The organism is Escherichia sp. E10V10 (genome assembly GCF_004211985.1).
Classification (GTDB): domain Bacteria; phylum Pseudomonadota; class Gammaproteobacteria; order Enterobacterales; family Enterobacteriaceae; genus Escherichia.
Window position 1 is genome coordinate 195,764 of the sequence record NZ_RHJO01000001.1, and the last position, 17,188, is coordinate 212,951.

14 protein-coding genes are annotated in these 17,188 nt (G+C 54.0%); all 14 read left to right on the forward strand.

Features of this window, described 5'->3' with window-relative positions:
• Window positions 1-578 precede the first annotated feature (578 nt).
• The 14 genes from lrhA (at window position 579) to nuoN (ending at window position 17,164) form a co-directional block, all read left to right on the forward strand.
• Entirely contained in the window at window positions 579-1,517 is a 939-nt protein-coding gene (gene lrhA, locus D9736_RS00895; RefSeq protein ID WP_130257461.1) for a transcriptional regulator LrhA, read from the forward strand.
• 620 nt (window positions 1,518-2,137) lie between these two features.
• Complete coding sequence (gene nuoA, locus D9736_RS00900; protein WP_000062997.1) at window positions 2,138-2,581, forward strand: NADH-quinone oxidoreductase subunit NuoA; 444 nt, start codon at window positions 2,138-2,140, stop codon at window positions 2,579-2,581.
• 15 nt (window positions 2,582-2,596) lie between these two features.
• Entirely contained in the window at window positions 2,597-3,259 is a 663-nt protein-coding gene (gene nuoB / locus D9736_RS00905; protein WP_000386733.1) for an NADH-quinone oxidoreductase subunit NuoB, read from the forward strand.
• Window positions 3,260-3,352: 93 nt separating this feature from the next.
• Window positions 3,353-5,155, forward strand: a complete 1,803-nt coding sequence (gene nuoC / locus D9736_RS00910) for an NADH-quinone oxidoreductase subunit C/D (RefSeq protein WP_000247878.1) — start codon at window positions 3,353-3,355, stop codon at window positions 5,153-5,155.
• Between the two features lie 2 nt (window positions 5,156-5,157).
• Entirely contained in the window at window positions 5,158-5,658 is a 501-nt protein-coding gene (gene nuoE / locus D9736_RS00915; RefSeq protein ID WP_000545042.1) for an NADH-quinone oxidoreductase subunit NuoE, read from the forward strand.
• On the forward strand, window positions 5,655-6,992 hold the full coding sequence (nuoF, locus tag D9736_RS00920; RefSeq protein WP_000789500.1) for an NADH-quinone oxidoreductase subunit NuoF: 1,338 nt from the start codon (window positions 5,655-5,657) through the stop codon (window positions 6,990-6,992). The genes nuoE and nuoF overlap by 4 nt, the downstream gene beginning before the upstream one ends.
• A 52-nt stretch (window positions 6,993-7,044) precedes the next feature.
• Window positions 7,045-9,771, forward strand: coding sequence for an NADH-quinone oxidoreductase subunit NuoG (nuoG, locus tag D9736_RS00925; protein ID WP_130257462.1), 2,727 nt, complete (start codon window positions 7,045-7,047; stop codon window positions 9,769-9,771).
• Window positions 9,768-10,745: an NADH-quinone oxidoreductase subunit NuoH gene (gene nuoH / locus D9736_RS00930; RefSeq protein WP_000118685.1), complete on the forward strand. Its 978-nt coding sequence runs from the start codon at window positions 9,768-9,770 to the stop codon at window positions 10,743-10,745. Before nuoG ends, nuoH begins: the two co-directional genes overlap by 4 nt.
• Before the next feature lie 14 nt (window positions 10,746-10,759).
• Complete coding sequence (gene nuoI, locus D9736_RS00935) at window positions 10,760-11,302, forward strand: NADH-quinone oxidoreductase subunit NuoI (protein WP_000172749.1); 543 nt, start codon at window positions 10,760-10,762, stop codon at window positions 11,300-11,302.
• 11 nt (window positions 11,303-11,313) lie between these two features.
• Window positions 11,314-11,868, forward strand: coding sequence for an NADH-quinone oxidoreductase subunit J (gene nuoJ, locus D9736_RS00940; protein ID WP_000393511.1), 555 nt, complete (start codon window positions 11,314-11,316; stop codon window positions 11,866-11,868).
• A complete protein-coding gene (gene nuoK / locus D9736_RS00945) occupies window positions 11,865-12,167 on the forward strand; it encodes an NADH-quinone oxidoreductase subunit NuoK (RefSeq protein ID WP_000612644.1) in 303 nt (100 codons plus the stop codon). Before nuoJ ends, nuoK begins: the two co-directional genes overlap by 4 nt.
• Window positions 12,164-14,005 carry an NADH-quinone oxidoreductase subunit L gene (gene nuoL, locus D9736_RS00950; protein ID WP_130257463.1) on the forward strand — a complete coding sequence of 614 codons (1,842 nt, stop codon included), beginning with the start codon at window positions 12,164-12,166 and terminating at the stop codon, window positions 14,003-14,005. Before nuoK ends, nuoL begins: the two co-directional genes overlap by 4 nt.
• A gap of 165 nt (window positions 14,006-14,170) precedes the next feature.
• A complete protein-coding gene (gene nuoM / locus D9736_RS00955; protein WP_130257464.1) occupies window positions 14,171-15,700 on the forward strand; it encodes an NADH-quinone oxidoreductase subunit M in 1,530 nt (509 codons plus the stop codon).
• 6 nt (window positions 15,701-15,706) lie between these two features.
• Window positions 15,707-17,164, forward strand: coding sequence for an NADH-quinone oxidoreductase subunit NuoN (nuoN, locus tag D9736_RS00960; RefSeq protein ID WP_000156701.1), 1,458 nt, complete (start codon window positions 15,707-15,709; stop codon window positions 17,162-17,164).
• Window positions 17,165-17,188: the final 24 nt, after the last annotated feature.

The following is a 17,188-nucleotide window of genomic DNA, read 5'->3' on the forward strand; positions in this document are numbered from 1 at the left end:
CGTATAGGTGATGACGTGCGAAACTATTGTTAAGCGGAATTAATGAATGCAGGGTGTGCTAATTAATTATTATTTAATATTCAAAAAGGTTTTGTTGTGCTTATTAATAATAGAAGATTACTTTGCCTAACATAACATAACTTTGCATCAGATAATTCGCAATGGCCCTTATAAATAAATGGGTTTTAGGGTAAAATGCTCGCTTAAATGACGGAAGCCCCACTTTTGATGCAGACAAATCATCGCCGCTTATGCGTGTTCACGCTGGGTTGGCGCCGCTTTGCTAGTAGTGGAACAAGGAACAACATTTACATTTACACAAACACTCGCATGTCATAAATAGAAAAGAGTGAGTAACTTAATAGATATGCGATTCCTGAAGATATATTCTGTGAACTACTTCAGGCATTATAACGGAACAATGTGAGTCGTTCTTATTAGTGCAACTCATATGCATTTTAACTTTCATCCAGACTTCCGGATGAAACTGCCAGGGAGGCACATTACAAATGGAATTGCTTGTTTGTGTGTGCACAGCATTAACCAGCTCAGTATGAGCCGCCAGTAAGTGATAATATATGATAAGTGCAAATCGTCCGATAATTAACCTCGACCTCGATCTGCTGAGAACATTTGTTGCTGTTGCCGATCTGAACACTTTTGCTGCTGCAGCTGCCGCCGTGTGTCGTACTCAGTCCGCTGTTAGTCAGCAAATGCAACGTCTTGAACAACTCGTTGGGAAAGAACTGTTCGCTCGGCATGGTCGTAACAAACTGTTAACTGAACATGGCATTCAGCTTCTTGGCTATGCCAGGAAGATCCTGCGTTTTAATGATGAAGCTTGCTCATCATTGATGTTCAGTAATCTTCAGGGCGTGTTAACAATCGGCGCTTCAGATGAATCTGCTGATACGATCTTACCTTTCCTGCTTAATCGCGTGAGTTCGGTTTATCCGAAACTTGCGCTGGATGTCCGCGTTAAGCGTAATGCCTATATGGCAGATATGCTGAAGTCCCAGGAAGTGGATTTAATGGTTACCACAAATCGTCCTGGTACCTTTAAGGCGTTGAACCTGAGAACTTCTCCAACGCACTGGTATTGCGCTGCGGAATACGTATTGCAAAAAGGCGAGCCGATCCCTCTGGTGTTGCTGGATGATCCTAGTCCGTTCCGCGATATGGTTCTGGCAACACTCAATAAAGCAGATATTCCATGGCGTCTGGCTTATGTCGCCTCCACGTTGCCGGCGGTTCGTGCTGCAGTGAAAGCGGGATTGGGTGTAACGGCAAGGCCGGTTGAGATGATGAGTCCGGACCTGCGCGTCTTGAGTGCTGTGGACGGTTTACCACCACTGCCAGATACCGAATATTTGCTCTGCTATGATCCGTCCAGCGGTAATGAACTGGCCCAGGTGATATACCAGGCAATGGAGAGTTATCAGAATCCATGGCAGTTCAGCGCGACAGGAGCCCATGAAGGGGATGATTCTCTGTTAATTGAAGGCGATTACGAATAATTGCCTGGTACCAGGTAACCACATTTGTAAAAACAAGCCACTGATGTTTTTTTGAACGTCAGTGGCTTTTTTTTACAATAAATGATGACGACTTTTCCTGATTTTGAACAAATGTGTTCATTTTTCAATCGACCTCCATTCTCTATACGCGCGAACAAAAAATCGCCGGATAAAAATCTCCTGCTACAATGATGTTAAAAAATACGTGAATTTGTTGCTGTATTTTTGTTATGGATTAACAAAAGCGTGTCACAGATCAAGAAAATACTCTCTTTTAGGGGGAGGAATCGACACAAATTCCTGTCAAAATAGACCCGTATTTTTTCCATTGCTTCACAACGGACACGATTCAACAACATCTAATTTTCCTGGAGTCGTCAATGATCTGGGATGAAGAGCATTAAATGCAAAAGTTGTTGGTATTATGTAAATTAATGTGAAGAAACTTTTGTTAAAGTTGACAAAAGGTTATAGAAAGGGGTAAAAGACCACATCAATTCACTGTGTAAAATTGTTACTACAGTAGTTGTAAGGTTTTTTTTATTCCTCCCCATGAATCGATGTGGCGTCCATCTGCCGTGAAGAGCAGTGAATCTGGCGCTACTTTTGATGAGTAAGCAATGAGTATGTCAACATCCACTGAAGTCATCGCTCATCACTGGGCATTCGCTATCTTTCTTATCGTTGCCATTGGCCTGTGTTGCCTGATGCTGGTAGGCGGTTGGTTTTTAGGCGGTCGCGCACGCGCGAGGTCGAAAAACGTGCCGTTTGAATCCGGTATCGACTCGGTCGGCTCCGCCCGCTTACGCCTGTCCGCCAAGTTTTATCTGGTGGCCATGTTCTTCGTTATCTTCGACGTTGAAGCGCTGTATCTGTTCGCATGGTCAACCTCTATCCGCGAAAGCGGCTGGGTAGGCTTTGTGGAAGCTGCAATTTTTATTTTTGTGTTACTGGCAGGTCTGGTTTATCTGGTGCGTATTGGCGCGCTGGACTGGACGCCCGCGCGTTCACGCCGCGAGCGTATGAACCCGGAAACGAACAGTATCGCTAATCGTCAACGCTAACCGCGAGGCATTAAGATGGATTATACGCTCACCCGCATAGATCCCAACGGTGAGAACGACCGTTACCCCCTGCAAAAGCAGGAGATCGTAACCGACCCTCTGGAGCAAGAAGTTAACAAAAACGTGTTTATGGGCAAGCTCAATGACATGGTTAACTGGGGTCGTAAAAACTCAATTTGGCCGTATAACTTCGGTCTTTCCTGCTGTTACGTTGAGATGGTGACTTCGTTTACCGCGGTGCATGACGTGGCGCGTTTTGGCGCAGAAGTATTGCGTGCTTCGCCGCGTCAGGCTGACCTGATGGTGGTTGCAGGAACCTGCTTTACCAAAATGGCACCGGTTATTCAGCGCCTGTATGACCAGATGCTGGAACCAAAATGGGTTATCTCAATGGGTGCCTGTGCCAACTCCGGCGGTATGTACGATATTTATTCCGTTGTGCAGGGCGTCGATAAATTCATCCCGGTTGATGTGTATATCCCGGGCTGCCCGCCGCGTCCTGAAGCGTACATGCAGGCACTGATGCTGTTGCAGGAATCTATCGGCAAAGAACGTCGTCCGCTCTCCTGGGTGGTTGGCGATCAGGGCGTTTATCGCGCCAATATGCAATCAGAGCGCGAACGCAAGCGCGGTGAACGCATTGCCGTAACCAACCTGCGTACACCTGACGAGATTTAATTTGCGCCTGTCGGCAAAGGGATTTTTCTTCGCTTATTCCTAAATCTATTTCGCGAAGCTTACTGCGCCGACAGTCACCACGGACCATTTGCAATGGTGAACAATATGACCGACTTAACCGCGCAAGAACCCGCCTGGCAGACCCGCGATCATCTTGATGATCCGGTGATTGGCGAACTGCGCAACCGTTTTGGGCCGGATGCCTTTACTGTTCAGGCGACTCGCACCGGGGTTCCCGTTGTGTGGATCAAGCGTGAACAATTACTGGAAGTTGGCGATTTCTTAAAGAAACTGCCGAAACCTTACGTCATGCTGTTTGACTTACACGGCATGGACGAACGTCTGCGCACACACCGCGAAGGGTTACCTGCCGCGGATTTTTCCGTTTTCTACCATCTGATTTCTATCGATCGTAACCGCGACATCATGCTGAAGGTGGCGCTGGCAGAAAACGACCTGCACGTACCGACCTTCACCAAACTGTTCCCGAACGCTAACTGGTATGAGCGTGAGACCTGGGATCTGTTTGGCATTACTTTCGACGGTCACCCGAACCTGCGCCGCATCATGATGCCGCAAACCTGGAAAGGTCACCCGCTGCGTAAAGATTACCCGGCGCGCGCTACCGAATTCTCGCCGTTTGAGCTGACCAAAGCCAAACAGGATCTGGAGATGGAAGCCCTGACCTTCAAACCGGAAGAGTGGGGGATGAAGCGCGGCACCGAAAACGAGGACTTCATGTTCCTCAACCTCGGCCCGAACCACCCGTCGGCGCACGGGGCTTTCCGTATCGTTTTGCAACTCGACGGCGAAGAGATTGTCGACTGCGTACCAGACATCGGCTACCACCACCGTGGTGCAGAGAAAATGGGCGAGCGCCAGTCCTGGCACAGCTACATTCCGTATACCGACCGTATCGAATACCTCGGCGGCTGCGTTAACGAAATGCCTTACGTGCTGGCGGTAGAGAAACTGGCCGGGATCACCGTGCCGGATCGCGTTAACGTCATTCGCGTAATGCTCTCCGAACTGTTCCGCATCAACAGTCACCTGCTGTATATCTCCACCTTTATTCAGGACGTCGGCGCAATGACGCCCGTGTTCTTTGCCTTTACCGATCGTCAGAAAATTTACGATCTGGTGGAAGCGATCACGGGTTTCCGTATGCACCCGGCGTGGTTCCGTATTGGCGGCGTAGCGCACGACCTGCCGCGCGGCTGGGATCGCCTGCTGCGGGAGTTCCTCGACTGGATGCCGAAACGTCTGGCGTCTTACGAGAAAGCGGCGCTGCAAAACACCATTCTGAAAGGTCGTTCCCAGGGCGTTGCCGCCTATGGCGCGAAAGAGGCACTGGAGTGGGGCACCACTGGCGCGGGCCTGCGTGCTACCGGGATCGACTTCGACGTGCGTAAGGCGCGTCCTTATTCTGGCTATGAAAACTTCGACTTTGAAATCCCGGTGGGTGGTGGTGTTTCTGACTGCTACACCCGTGTGATGCTGAAAGTGGAAGAGCTGCGCCAGAGTCTGCGCATTCTTGAGCAGTGCCTCAACAACATGCCGGAAGGCCCGTTCAAAGCGGATCACCCGCTGACCACGCCGCCGCCGAAAGAGCGCACGCTGCAACATATCGAAACCCTGATCACCCACTTCCTGCAAGTGTCGTGGGGTCCGGTGATGCCTGCCAATGAATCTTTCCAGATGATTGAGGCGACCAAAGGGATCAACAGTTACTACCTGACCAGCGACGGTAGCACCATGAGTTATCGCACCCGTATCCGTACGCCGAGTTATGCGCATTTGCAGCAAATTCCGGCGGCGATCCGCGGCAGCCTGGTGTCTGACCTGATTGTTTATCTGGGCAGTATCGATTTTGTTATGTCAGATGTGGACCGCTAATTATGCACGAGAATCAACAACCACAAACCGAGGCTTTTGAGCTGAGTGCGGCAGAGCGTGAAGCGATTGAGCACGAGATGCACCACTACGAAGACCCGCGTGCGGCGTCCATTGAAGCGCTGAAAATCGTTCAGAAGCAGCGTGGCTGGGTGCCGGATGGCGCGATCCACGCGATCGCCGATGTGCTGGGTATTCCGGCGAGCGACGTTGAAGGTGTGGCAACGTTCTACAGCCAGATCTTCCGCCAGCCGGTTGGTCGCCATGTGATCCGTTATTGCGACAGCGTGGTCTGTCATATCAACGGTTACCAGGGTATTCAGGCGGCGCTCGAGAAAAAGCTGAACATCAAACCAGGGCAAACGACATTTGATGGCCGCTTTACGCTGCTGCCAACTTGCTGCCTGGGGAACTGTGATAAAGGGCCAAACATGATGATCGATGAGGACACTCACGCGCATCTGACCCCGGAAGCGATCCCTGAACTGCTGGAGCGGTATAAATGAAAAACATTATCCGTACTCCCGAAACGCATCCGCTGACCTGGCGTCTGCGCGATGACAAACAGCCAGTGTGGCTGGACGAATATCGCAGCAAAAACGGTTACGAAGGCGCGCGTAAGGCGCTGACCGGGCTGTCTCCGGACGAAATCGTTAATCAGGTAAAAGACGCTGGTCTGAAAGGGCGCGGTGGCGCGGGCTTTTCTACCGGCCTGAAATGGAGCCTGATGCCGAAAGACGAATCCATGAACATCCGTTACCTGCTGTGTAACGCCGATGAAATGGAGCCAGGCACCTATAAAGACCGCCTGCTGATGGAGCAACTGCCGCACCTGCTGGTGGAAGGTATGCTTATCTCCGCGTTTGCGCTGAAAGCTTACCGTGGCTACATCTTCCTGCGTGGCGAATATATTGAAGCGGCAGTGAATCTGCGCCGCGCCATTGCCGAAGCGACCGAAGCGGGTCTGCTTGGCAAAAACATTATGGGAACAGGTTTCGATTTCGAACTGTTCGTCCATACCGGGGCAGGGCGCTACATCTGCGGGGAAGAAACAGCGTTAATCAACTCCCTGGAAGGACGTCGTGCTAACCCACGCTCGAAGCCTCCATTCCCGGCAACCTCCGGTGCATGGGGCAAACCGACCTGTGTCAACAACGTCGAAACCCTGTGTAACGTTCCGGCGATCCTCGCTAACGGCGTGGAGTGGTATCAGAACATCTCGAAAAGTAAAGATGCTGGCACCAAGCTGATGGGCTTCTCCGGTCGGGTGAAAAATCCGGGCCTGTGGGAACTGCCGTTTGGTACTACCGCGCGCGAGATCCTCGAAGATTACGCCGGTGGTATGCGTGATGGTCTGAAATTCAAAGCCTGGCAGCCAGGCGGCGCGGGGACTGACTTCCTGACTGAAGCGCACCTTGACCTGCCGATGGAATTCGAAAGTATCGGTAAAGCGGGAAGCCGTCTGGGTACGGCGCTGGCTATGGCTGTTGACCATGAGATCAACATGGTGTCGCTGGTGCGTAACCTGGAAGAGTTTTTCGCCCGTGAGTCCTGCGGCTGGTGTACGCCGTGCCGCGACGGTCTGCCGTGGAGCGTGAAAATTCTGCGTGCGCTTGAGCGTGGTGAAGGTCAGCCGGGCGATATCGAAACACTTGAGCAACTGTGTCGATTCTTAGGCCCGGGTAAAACTTTCTGTGCCCACGCACCTGGTGCAGTGGAGCCGTTACAGAGCGCCATCAAATATTTCCGCGAAGAATTTGAGGCGGGAATCAAACAGCCGTTCAGCAATACCCATTTGATTAATGGGATTCAGCCGAACCTGCTGAAAGAGCGCTGGTAACCGAATTTCGATTAACGCTCAGTCTCTGACTGAGAAAACTGGAAGCATGCTAATGGCTACAATTCATGTAGACGGCAAAGAATACGAGGTCAACGGAGCGGACAACCTGCTGGAAGCTTGTCTGTCTCTGGGCCTTGATATTCCTTACTTTTGCTGGCATCCGGCGCTGGGAAGCGTCGGTGCTTGCCGCCAGTGTGCGGTGAAGCAATACCAAAACGCGGAAGACACGCGTGGTCGCCTGGTGATGTCCTGTATGACACCGGCTTCCGATGGCACATTTATTTCCATTGACGACGAAGAAGCGAAACAGTTCCGTGAAAGTGTGGTCGAGTGGTTAATGACCAACCACCCGCACGACTGTCCGGTATGTGAAGAAGGCGGTAACTGCCATCTTCAGGATATGACCGTGATGACCGGGCATACCTTCCGTCGCTACCGTTTCACTAAACGTACCCACCGTAATCAGGATTTGGGGCCGTTCATCTCTCACGAAATGAACCGCTGCATCGCCTGCTACCGCTGCGTGCGTTACTACAAAGATTACGCTGACGGTACAGATCTGGGCGTTTACGGTGCGCACGACAACGTCTACTTCGGTCGCCCGGAAGACGGCACGCTGGAAAGCGAATTTTCCGGTAACCTGGTCGAAATTTGCCCGACCGGCGTATTTACCGACAAAACGCACTCCGAGCGTTACAACCGTAAATGGGATATGCAGTTTGCGCCGAGCATCTGCCAGCAATGTTCCATCGGCTGTAACATCAGCCCCGGCGAGCGTTATGGCGAACTGCGTCGTATCGAAAACCGTTACAACGGTACGGTAAACCACTACTTCCTCTGCGACCGTGGTCGTTTCGGTTACGGTTACGTCAACCTGAAAGATCGTCCGCGTCAGCCAGTACAGCGTCGTGGCGATGATTTCATTACCCTCAACGCCGAACAGGCAATGCAGGGCGCGGCAGATATTCTGCGTCAGTCGAAGAAAGTGATCGGCATCGGTTCTCCGCGCGCTAGCGTGGAAAGCAACTTTGCGCTGCGTGAGCTGGTGGGCGAAGAAAACTTCTACACCGGTATCGCTCACGGTGAGCAGGAACGTCTGCAACTGGCGCTGAAAGTACTACGTGAAGGCGGCATTTATACTCCGGCACTGCGCGAAATCGAATCTTATGATGCGGTACTGGTGCTGGGCGAAGACGTTACCCAGACCGGCGCGCGCGTCGCGCTGGCAGTTCGTCAGGCGGTGAAAGGTAAAGCGCGCGAAATGGCGGCAGCACAGAAAGTGGCTGACTGGCAGATTGCGGCAATCCTCAACATCGGCCAACGTGCGAAGCATCCGCTGTTTGTTACCAACGTTGATGACACCCGTCTGGATGATATCGCTGCGTGGACTTACCGCGCACCGGTTGAAGATCAGGCGCGTTTAGGTTTTGCCATCGCCCATGCGCTGGACAACTCCGCGCCAGCGGTTGACGGTATCGAACCTCAGCTGCAAAGCAAAATCGACGTCATCGTGCAGGCACTGGCTGGTGCGAAGAAACCGTTGATTATCTCCGGGACGAACGCCGGTAGCGCTGAAGTGATTCAGGCTGCGGCTAACGTGGCGAAAGCCCTGAAAGGTCGCGGCGCTGACGTCGGTATCACCATGATTGCCCGTTCTGTCAACAGCATGGGGCTGGGCATTATGGGCGGTGGATCGCTTGAAGAAGCGTTAACCGAACTGGAAACCGGACGCGCCGACGCGGTGGTTGTGCTGGAAAACGATCTGCATCGTCACGCTTCCGCTACCCGCGTGAATGCTGCGCTGGCTAAAGCGCCGCTGGTGATGGTGGTTGACCATCAACGCACAGCGATCATGGAAAACGCCCATCTGGTGCTTTCCGCCGCCAGCTTTGCTGAAAGCGACGGTACGGTAATTAATAATGAAGGCCGCGCCCAACGTTTCTTCCAGGTTTACGACCCGTCCTATTACGACAGCAAAACTGTCATGCTGGAAAGCTGGCGCTGGCTGCACTCGTTGCACAGCACCCTGCTGAGCCGAGAAGTGGACTGGACGCAGCTCGACCACGTGATTGACGCCGTTGTGGCGAAAATCCCGGAACTGGCGGGTATCAAAGATGCTGCGCCGGATGCGACATTCCGTATTCGTGGGCAGAAACTGGCCCGTGAGCCGCACCGTTACAGCGGTCGTACTGCCATGCGCGCCAACATCAGCGTTCATGAGCCGCGTCAGCCGCAGGACATTGACACCATGTTCACCTTCTCGATGGAAGGTAACAACCAGCCGACCGCGCACCGTTCGCAAGTGCCGTTTGCCTGGGCGCCAGGCTGGAACTCCCCGCAGGCGTGGAACAAATTCCAGGACGAAGTGGGCGGCAAACTGCGCTTTGGCGATCCGGGCGTGCGTCTGTTTGAAACCAGCGAAAACGGTCTGGATTACTTCACCAGCGTACCGGCACGCTTCCAGCCGCAGGACGGGAAATGGCGTATCGCGCCGTACTACCACCTGTTTGGCAGCGATGAATTGTCACAGCGTGCTCCGGTCTTCCAGAGCCGTATGCCGCAGCCGTACATCAAACTCAACCCAGCGGATGCCGCGAAGTTGGGCGTGAATGCGGGGACACGCGTCTCCTTTAGTTACGATGGCAACACGGTCACGCTGCCGGTTGAAATCGCCGAAGGGCTGACGGCAGGGCAGGTGGGCTTGCCGATGGGTATGTCCGGCATTGCTCCGGTGCTGGCTGGCGCGCATCTTGAGGATCTCAAGGAGGCACAACAATGAGTTGGTTATCACCGGAACTGATTGAGATCCTGCTGACCATCCTCAAAGCGGTGGTGATCCTGCTGGTGGTTGTCACCTGTGGGGCATTCATGAGCTTTGGCGAACGTCGCCTGCTGGGTCTGTTCCAGAACCGTTACGGACCTAACCGTGTTGGCTGGGGCGGTTCGCTCCAGCTGGTCGCGGACATGATCAAAATGTTCTTTAAAGAAGACTGGATCCCGAAATTCTCGGATCGCGTCATCTTTACCCTGGCACCGATGATTGCCTTTACCTCGCTGCTGCTGGCCTTTGCAATTGTGCCAGTCAGCCCAGGTTGGGTGGTTGCCGACCTGAACATCGGGATTTTGTTCTTCCTGATGATGGCAGGTCTGGCGGTTTACGCAGTGCTGTTTGCGGGCTGGTCAAGTAACAACAAATACTCGCTGCTGGGTGCGATGCGTGCTTCTGCGCAGACCCTGAGCTACGAAGTGTTCCTCGGGCTTTCCCTGATGGGCGTGGTGGCGCAGGCCGGTTCATTCAACATGACCGACATCGTCAACAGCCAGGCGCATGTGTGGAACGTCATCCCGCAATTCTTTGGTTTTATTACCTTTGCCATCGCGGGCGTGGCGGTGTGTCACCGTCACCCGTTTGACCAGCCGGAAGCCGAGCAGGAACTGGCGGATGGTTACCACATTGAATATTCCGGCATGAAGTTCGGTCTGTTCTTCGTGGGTGAGTACATCGGGATTGTGACCATCTCTGCACTGATGGTGACGCTGTTCTTCGGTGGCTGGCAAGGCCCGTTGTTACCGCCATTCATCTGGTTCGCGCTGAAAACCGCGTTCTTTATGATGATGTTCATTTTGATTCGTGCGTCGTTACCGCGTCCGCGTTATGACCAGGTAATGTCCTTCGGCTGGAAAATCTGCCTGCCGCTGACGCTGATCAACTTGCTGGTAACGGCGGCTGTCATTCTCTGGCAGGCGCAATAAGGGGCAATAAGACCATGACCTTAAAAGAATTGTTAGTAGGTTTCGGCACCCAGGTTCGTAGTATCTGGATGATCGGCCTGCACGCGTTCGCCAAACGCGAAACGCGAATGTACCCGGAAGAGCCGGTCTATCTGCCGCCCCGTTATCGTGGTCGTATCGTTCTGACCCGCGACCCGGACGGCGAAGAGCGTTGCGTAGCCTGTAACCTCTGCGCGGTAGCCTGCCCGGTCGGCTGTATCTCGCTGCAAAAAGCAGAAACCAAAGACGGTCGCTGGTATCCGGAATTTTTCCGCATCAACTTCTCACGCTGCATTTTCTGTGGTCTGTGCGAAGAAGCCTGTCCGACCACGGCGATTCAGTTAACCCCGGATTTCGAAATGGGGGAATACAAGCGCCAGGATCTGGTTTACGAGAAAGAGGATCTGCTGATCTCCGGTCCGGGCAAATACCCGGAATATAACTTCTACCGGATGGCAGGTATGGCAATCGACGGCAAAGATAAGGGCGAAGCAGAGAACGAAGCCAAGCCTATCGACGTCAAGAGCCTGTTACCGTAAGGAGAGGGGCAATGGAGTTCGCTTTTTATATCTGTGGCCTGATAGCCATACTTGCGACCTTGCGAGTGATCACCCATACCAATCCGGTACACGCACTGCTGTACCTGATTATTTCGCTGCTGGCGATTTCCGGGGTGTTCTTCTCACTGGGCGCTTATTTCGCCGGTGCGCTGGAAATTATCGTCTACGCGGGTGCCATTATGGTGCTGTTCGTGTTCGTGGTGATGATGCTCAACCTGGGCGGTTCGGAAATCGAACAGGAACGCCAGTGGCTGAAACCGCAGGTGTGGATTGGTCCGGCAATTTTGTCGGCCATCATGCTGGTGGTGATTGTTTACGCCATCCTCGGTGTTAACGATCAGGGTATCGACGGTACGCCAATCAGTGCTAAAGCAGTGGGTATTACGCTGTTCGGGCCTTACGTACTGGCGGTGGAACTGGCTTCTATGCTGCTGCTCGCGGGTCTGGTTGTGGCCTTCCACGTCGGTCGTGAAGAGCGTGCGGGTGAAGTGCTGAGCAATCGTAAAGACGACAGCGCGAAAAGAAAAACGGAGGAGCACGCATGATCCCCTTACAACATGGACTGATCCTCGCGGCAATCTTATTCGTTCTTGGCTTAACCGGTCTGGTTATCCGTCGCAATCTGCTGTTTATGCTGATTGGTCTGGAAATCATGATTAACGCCTCCGCGCTGGCCTTTGTGGTCGCCGGAAGCTACTGGGGCCAGACCGACGGTCAGGTGATGTATATTCTCGCCATCAGCCTCGCGGCGGCAGAAGCGAGTATCGGCCTTGCGCTGCTGCTGCAACTTCACCGTCGTCGCCAGAACCTGAACATCGATTCAGTAAGTGAGATGCGCGGATGAACATGCTTGCCTTAACCATTATTTTGCCATTTATTGGCTTCGTCCTGCTGGCGTTCTCCCGTGGGCGCTGGTCTGAAAACGTCTCGGCGATCGTCGGCGTTGGCTCTGTGGGCCTGGCGGCGCTGGTAACTGCCTTTATCGGCGTTGACTTCTTCGCTAACGGCGAGCAGGCATACAGCCAGCCGCTGTGGACGTGGATGTCGGTAGGCGACTTTAACATCGGTTTTAACCTGGTGCTGGACGGCCTGTCGCTGACCATGCTCTCGGTGGTCACTGGTGTGGGTTTCCTTATTCACATGTACGCCTCCTGGTACATGCGTGGTGAAGAGGGCTACTCTCGCTTCTTCGCTTACACCAACCTGTTCATCGCCAGCATGGTGGTTCTGGTTCTCGCCGATAACCTGCTGCTGATGTACCTCGGCTGGGAAGGCGTGGGCCTGTGCTCCTATCTGCTGATCGGGTTCTATTACACCGATCCGAAGAATGGCGCAGCGGCAATGAAAGCGTTCGTCGTGACCCGTGTGGGTGACGTTTTCCTCGCTTTCGCACTGTTCATTCTTTACAACGAACTGGGCACCCTTAACTTCCGCGAAATGGTGGAACTGGCACCAGCGCACTTTGCTGACGGCAATAACATGCTGATGTGGGCGACGCTGATGCTGCTGGGCGGTGCGGTCGGTAAATCTGCGCAGTTGCCGTTGCAGACATGGCTTGCCGACGCGATGGCGGGCCCGACGCCTGTCTCCGCGCTGATCCACGCTGCAACGATGGTAACCGCGGGTGTCTACCTGATCGCCCGTACCCACGGCCTGTTCCTGATGACGCCGGAAGTTCTGCATCTGGTGGGCATTGTCGGGGCGGTTACGCTGCTGCTGGCCGGTTTTGCCGCGCTGGTACAGACCGACATCAAACGTGTTCTCGCTTACTCTACCATGAGCCAGATTGGCTACATGTTCCTCGCGCTTGGCGTGCAGGCATGGGATGCGGCGATTTTCCACTTGATGACTCACGCGTTCTTTAAAGCGCTGCTGTTCCTGGCATCCGGTTCCGTCATTCTGGCCTGCCATCACGAACAGAACATCTTCAAGATGGGCGGTCTACGTAAATCTATTCCGCTGGTTTATCTCTGCTTCCTGGTGGGCGGCGCAGCACTGTCGGCACTGCCGCTGGTCACTGCGGGCTTCTTCAGTAAGGATGAGATCCTCGCGGGTGCGATGGCGAATGGTCATATCAATCTGATGGTGGCAGGTCTGGTCGGTGCGTTTATGACCTCGCTCTACACCTTCCGTATGATTTTCATTGTCTTCCACGGAAAAGAACAAATTCACGCTCACGCCGTGAAAGGGGTAACTCACAGCCTGCCGCTGATTGTGCTGCTGATCCTTTCCACCTTCGTTGGCGCACTGATTGTACCGCCGCTGCAGGGCGTGCTTCCGCAAACGACGGAGCTGGCGCACGGCAGCATGTTGACCCTGGAAATTACCTCTGGCGTGGTCGCGGTGGTCGGCATTCTGCTGGCAGCCTGGCTGTGGCTGGGTAAACGTACTCTGGTGACCTCCATCGCCAACAGTGCGCCGGGCCGCCTGCTGAGTACCTGGTGGTACAACGCCTGGGGCTTTGACTGGCTGTACGACAAAGTGTTCGTCAAGCCGTTCCTGGGTATTGCCTGGTTGCTGAAACGCGATCCGCTGAACTCAATGATGAACATTCCGGCTGTCCTTTCCCGCTTTGCAGGTAAAGGCCTGCTGTTAAGCGAGAACGGCTACCTGCGCTGGTATGTGGCATCCATGAGCATCGGTGCGGTCGTGGTGCTGGCACTGTTGATGGTACTGCGTTGAGTTAAGGATTGTGGGCTTGCCCCTGGGCATATAAGAACGTAGGTCGGATAAGCCGTCTTCGCGGCGCATCCGACACTACAACCACAATCCGAAGAGAATTTTCTGTCGTGAGAATTCGTTGAAAATCCGGTCCTGACGGGACTTTTACAAGGAATAAAGATCGCCATGTTACTACCCTGGCTAATATTAATTCCCTTTATCGGCGGCTTCCTGTGCTGGCAGACCGAACGCTTTGGCGTAAAGGTGCCGCGCTGGGTAGCGCTGATCACCATGGGATTGACGCTGGCGCTGTCGCTGCAACTGTGGTTGCAGGGCGGTTATTCACTGACGCAATCCGCCGGAATTCCGCAGTGGCAGTCTGAATTCGACATGCCGTGGATCCCGCGTTTTGGTATCTCTATCCATCTCGCCATTGACGGTCTGTCGCTGCTGATGGTCGTGCTGACCGGTCTGCTCGGCGTGCTGGCGGTACTCTGTTCGTGGAACGAGATCGAAAAATATCAGGGCTTCTTCCACCTAAACCTGATGTGGATCCTGGGCGGCGTTATCGGCGTGTTCCTTGCCATCGACATGTTCCTGTTCTTCTTCTTCTGGGAAATGATGTTGGTGCCGATGTACTTCCTGATCGCACTGTGGGGGCATAAAGCTTCTGACGGTAAAACGCGTATCACGGCGGCAACCAAGTTCTTCATTTATACCCAGGCGAGTGGTCTGGTGATGTTGATCGCCATCCTGGCGCTGGTCTTTGTTCACTACAACGCGACCGGCGTCTGGACCTTCAACTATGAAGAGCTGCTGAATACGCCGATGTCTAACGGCGTGGAATACCTGTTGATGCTGGGCTTCTTCATCGCCTTCGCGGTGAAAATGCCGGTGGTTCCGCTGCATGGCTGGCTGCCGGATGCGCACTCCCAGGCTCCGACCGCCGGTTCCGTTGACCTCGCGGGGATCTTGCTGAAAACCGCCGCTTACGGTCTGCTGCGTTTCTCCCTGCCGCTGTTCCCGAACGCGTCGGCAGAGTTTGCACCAATCGCTATGTGGCTGGGTGTTATCGGCATCTTCTACGGTGCGTGGATGGCCTTCGCTCAGACCGACATCAAACGTCTGATCGCCTACACCTCGGTTTCCCACATGGGCTTCGTGCTGATTGCTATCTACACTGGCAGCCAGTTGGCCTACCAGGGCGCGGTAATTCAGATGATTGCGCACGGCTTGTCAGCGGCGGGTCTGTTTATTCTCTGCGGTCAGCTTTATGAACGTATCCATACCCGCGACATGCGCATGATGGGCGGTCTGTGGAGCAAGATGAAATGGCTGCCAGCACTGTCGCTGTTCTTTGCGGTGGCAACGCTTGGGATGCCCGGCACCGGTAACTTCGTCGGCGAATTTATGATTCTGTTCGGCAGCTTCCAGGTTGTCCCGGTGATTACCGTTATCTCTACCTTTGGGCTGGTCTTTGCATCTGTTTATTCGCTGGCGATGTTACATCGCGCTTACTTCGGTAAAGCGAAAAGCGAGATTGCCAGCAAAGAACTGCCAGGGATGTCGCTGCGTGAGCTGTTTATGATCCTGTTGCTGGTGGTGCTGCTGGTACTGCTGGGCTTCTATCCGCAGCCGATTCTGGATACCTCGCACTCCGCGATTGGCAATATCCAGCAGTGGTTTGTTAATTCCGTTACTACTACAAGGCCGTAAATCGCCATGACAATAACTCCACAAAACCTGATCGCACTGCTACCGTTGCTGATCGTCGGCTTGACGGTGGTGGTTGTGATGCTCTCCATTGCGTGGCGACGCAATCATTTCCTCAACGCTACGCTCTCGGTTATTGGGCTTAACGCGGCGCTGGTTTCGCTCTGGTTTGTCGGCCAGGCGGGCGCTATGGACGTTACGCCGCTGATGCGCGTTGATGGTTTCGCCATGCTTTACACCGGGCTGGTATTGTTGGCGAGCCTCGCCACCTGTACTTTCGCCTACCCGTGGCTTGAAGGCTATAACGACAACAAGGACGAGTTCTACCTGTTGGTGTTAATTGCTGCGCTGGGCGGGATCCTGCTGGCGAATGCCAACCATCTGGCGTCTCTGTTCCTCGGTATCGAACTGATCTCTTTGCCGCTGTTTGGCCTGGTCGGTTACGCTTTCCGCCAGAAACGTTCGCTGGAAGCCAGTATCAAATACACCATTCTTTCTGCCGCAGCGTCTTCTTTCCTGCTGTTTGGTATGGCGCTGGTGTATGCGCAGTCTGGGGATCTGTCGTTCGTTGCACTGGGTAAAAACCTCGGCGACGGTATGCTCAACGAGCCGCTGTTGCTGGCAGGTTTCGGCCTGATGATTGTTGGCCTCGGCTTCAAACTCTCTCTGGTGCCGTTCCACCTGTGGACGCCAGACGTATACCAGGGCGCGCCTGCGCCGGTTTCCACTTTCCTGGCGACGGCGAGCAAAATCGCTATCTTCGGTGTGGTGATGCGTCTGTTCCTTTACGCACCAGTGGGTGACAGCGAAGCGATTCGCGTGGTGCTGGCGATTATCGCCTTTGCCTCCATCATCTTCGGTAACCTGATGGCGCTGAGCCAGACCAATATCAAACGTCTGCTCGGTTACTCATCTATCTCTCACCTCGGCTATCTGCTGGTGGCGCTGATTGCGCTGCAAACTGGCGAGATGTCGATGGAAGCGGTAGGGGTTTACCTCGCCGGTTATCTGTTCAGCAGCCTCGGCGCGTTCGGCGTGGTCAGCCTGATGTCCAGCCCGTATCGTGGCCCGGATGCTGATTCCCTGTTCTCTTACCGCGGACTGTTCTGGCATCGTCCGATCCTCGCGGCGGTGATGACGGTGATGATGCTGTCTCTGGCCGGTATCCCGATGACGCTGGGCTTTATTGGTAAGTTCTACGTGCTGGCGGTCGGTGTCCAGGCACACTTGTGGTGGCTGGTGGGTGCCGTGGTTGTCGGTTCGGCAATCGGCCTTTACTACTATCTGCGTGTGGCGGTGAGCCTGTACCTGCACGCACCGGAACAACCGGGTCGCGATGCACCGTCAAACTGGCAGTACAGCGCAGGCGGTATCGTGGTGCTCATCTCTGCACTGCTGGTTCTGGTGCTGGGTGTATGGCCACAACCGCTGATTAGTATTGTGCGTTTGGCAATGCCGCTGATGTAAGCTGTCAGTTTGTAAGTCAGAAAG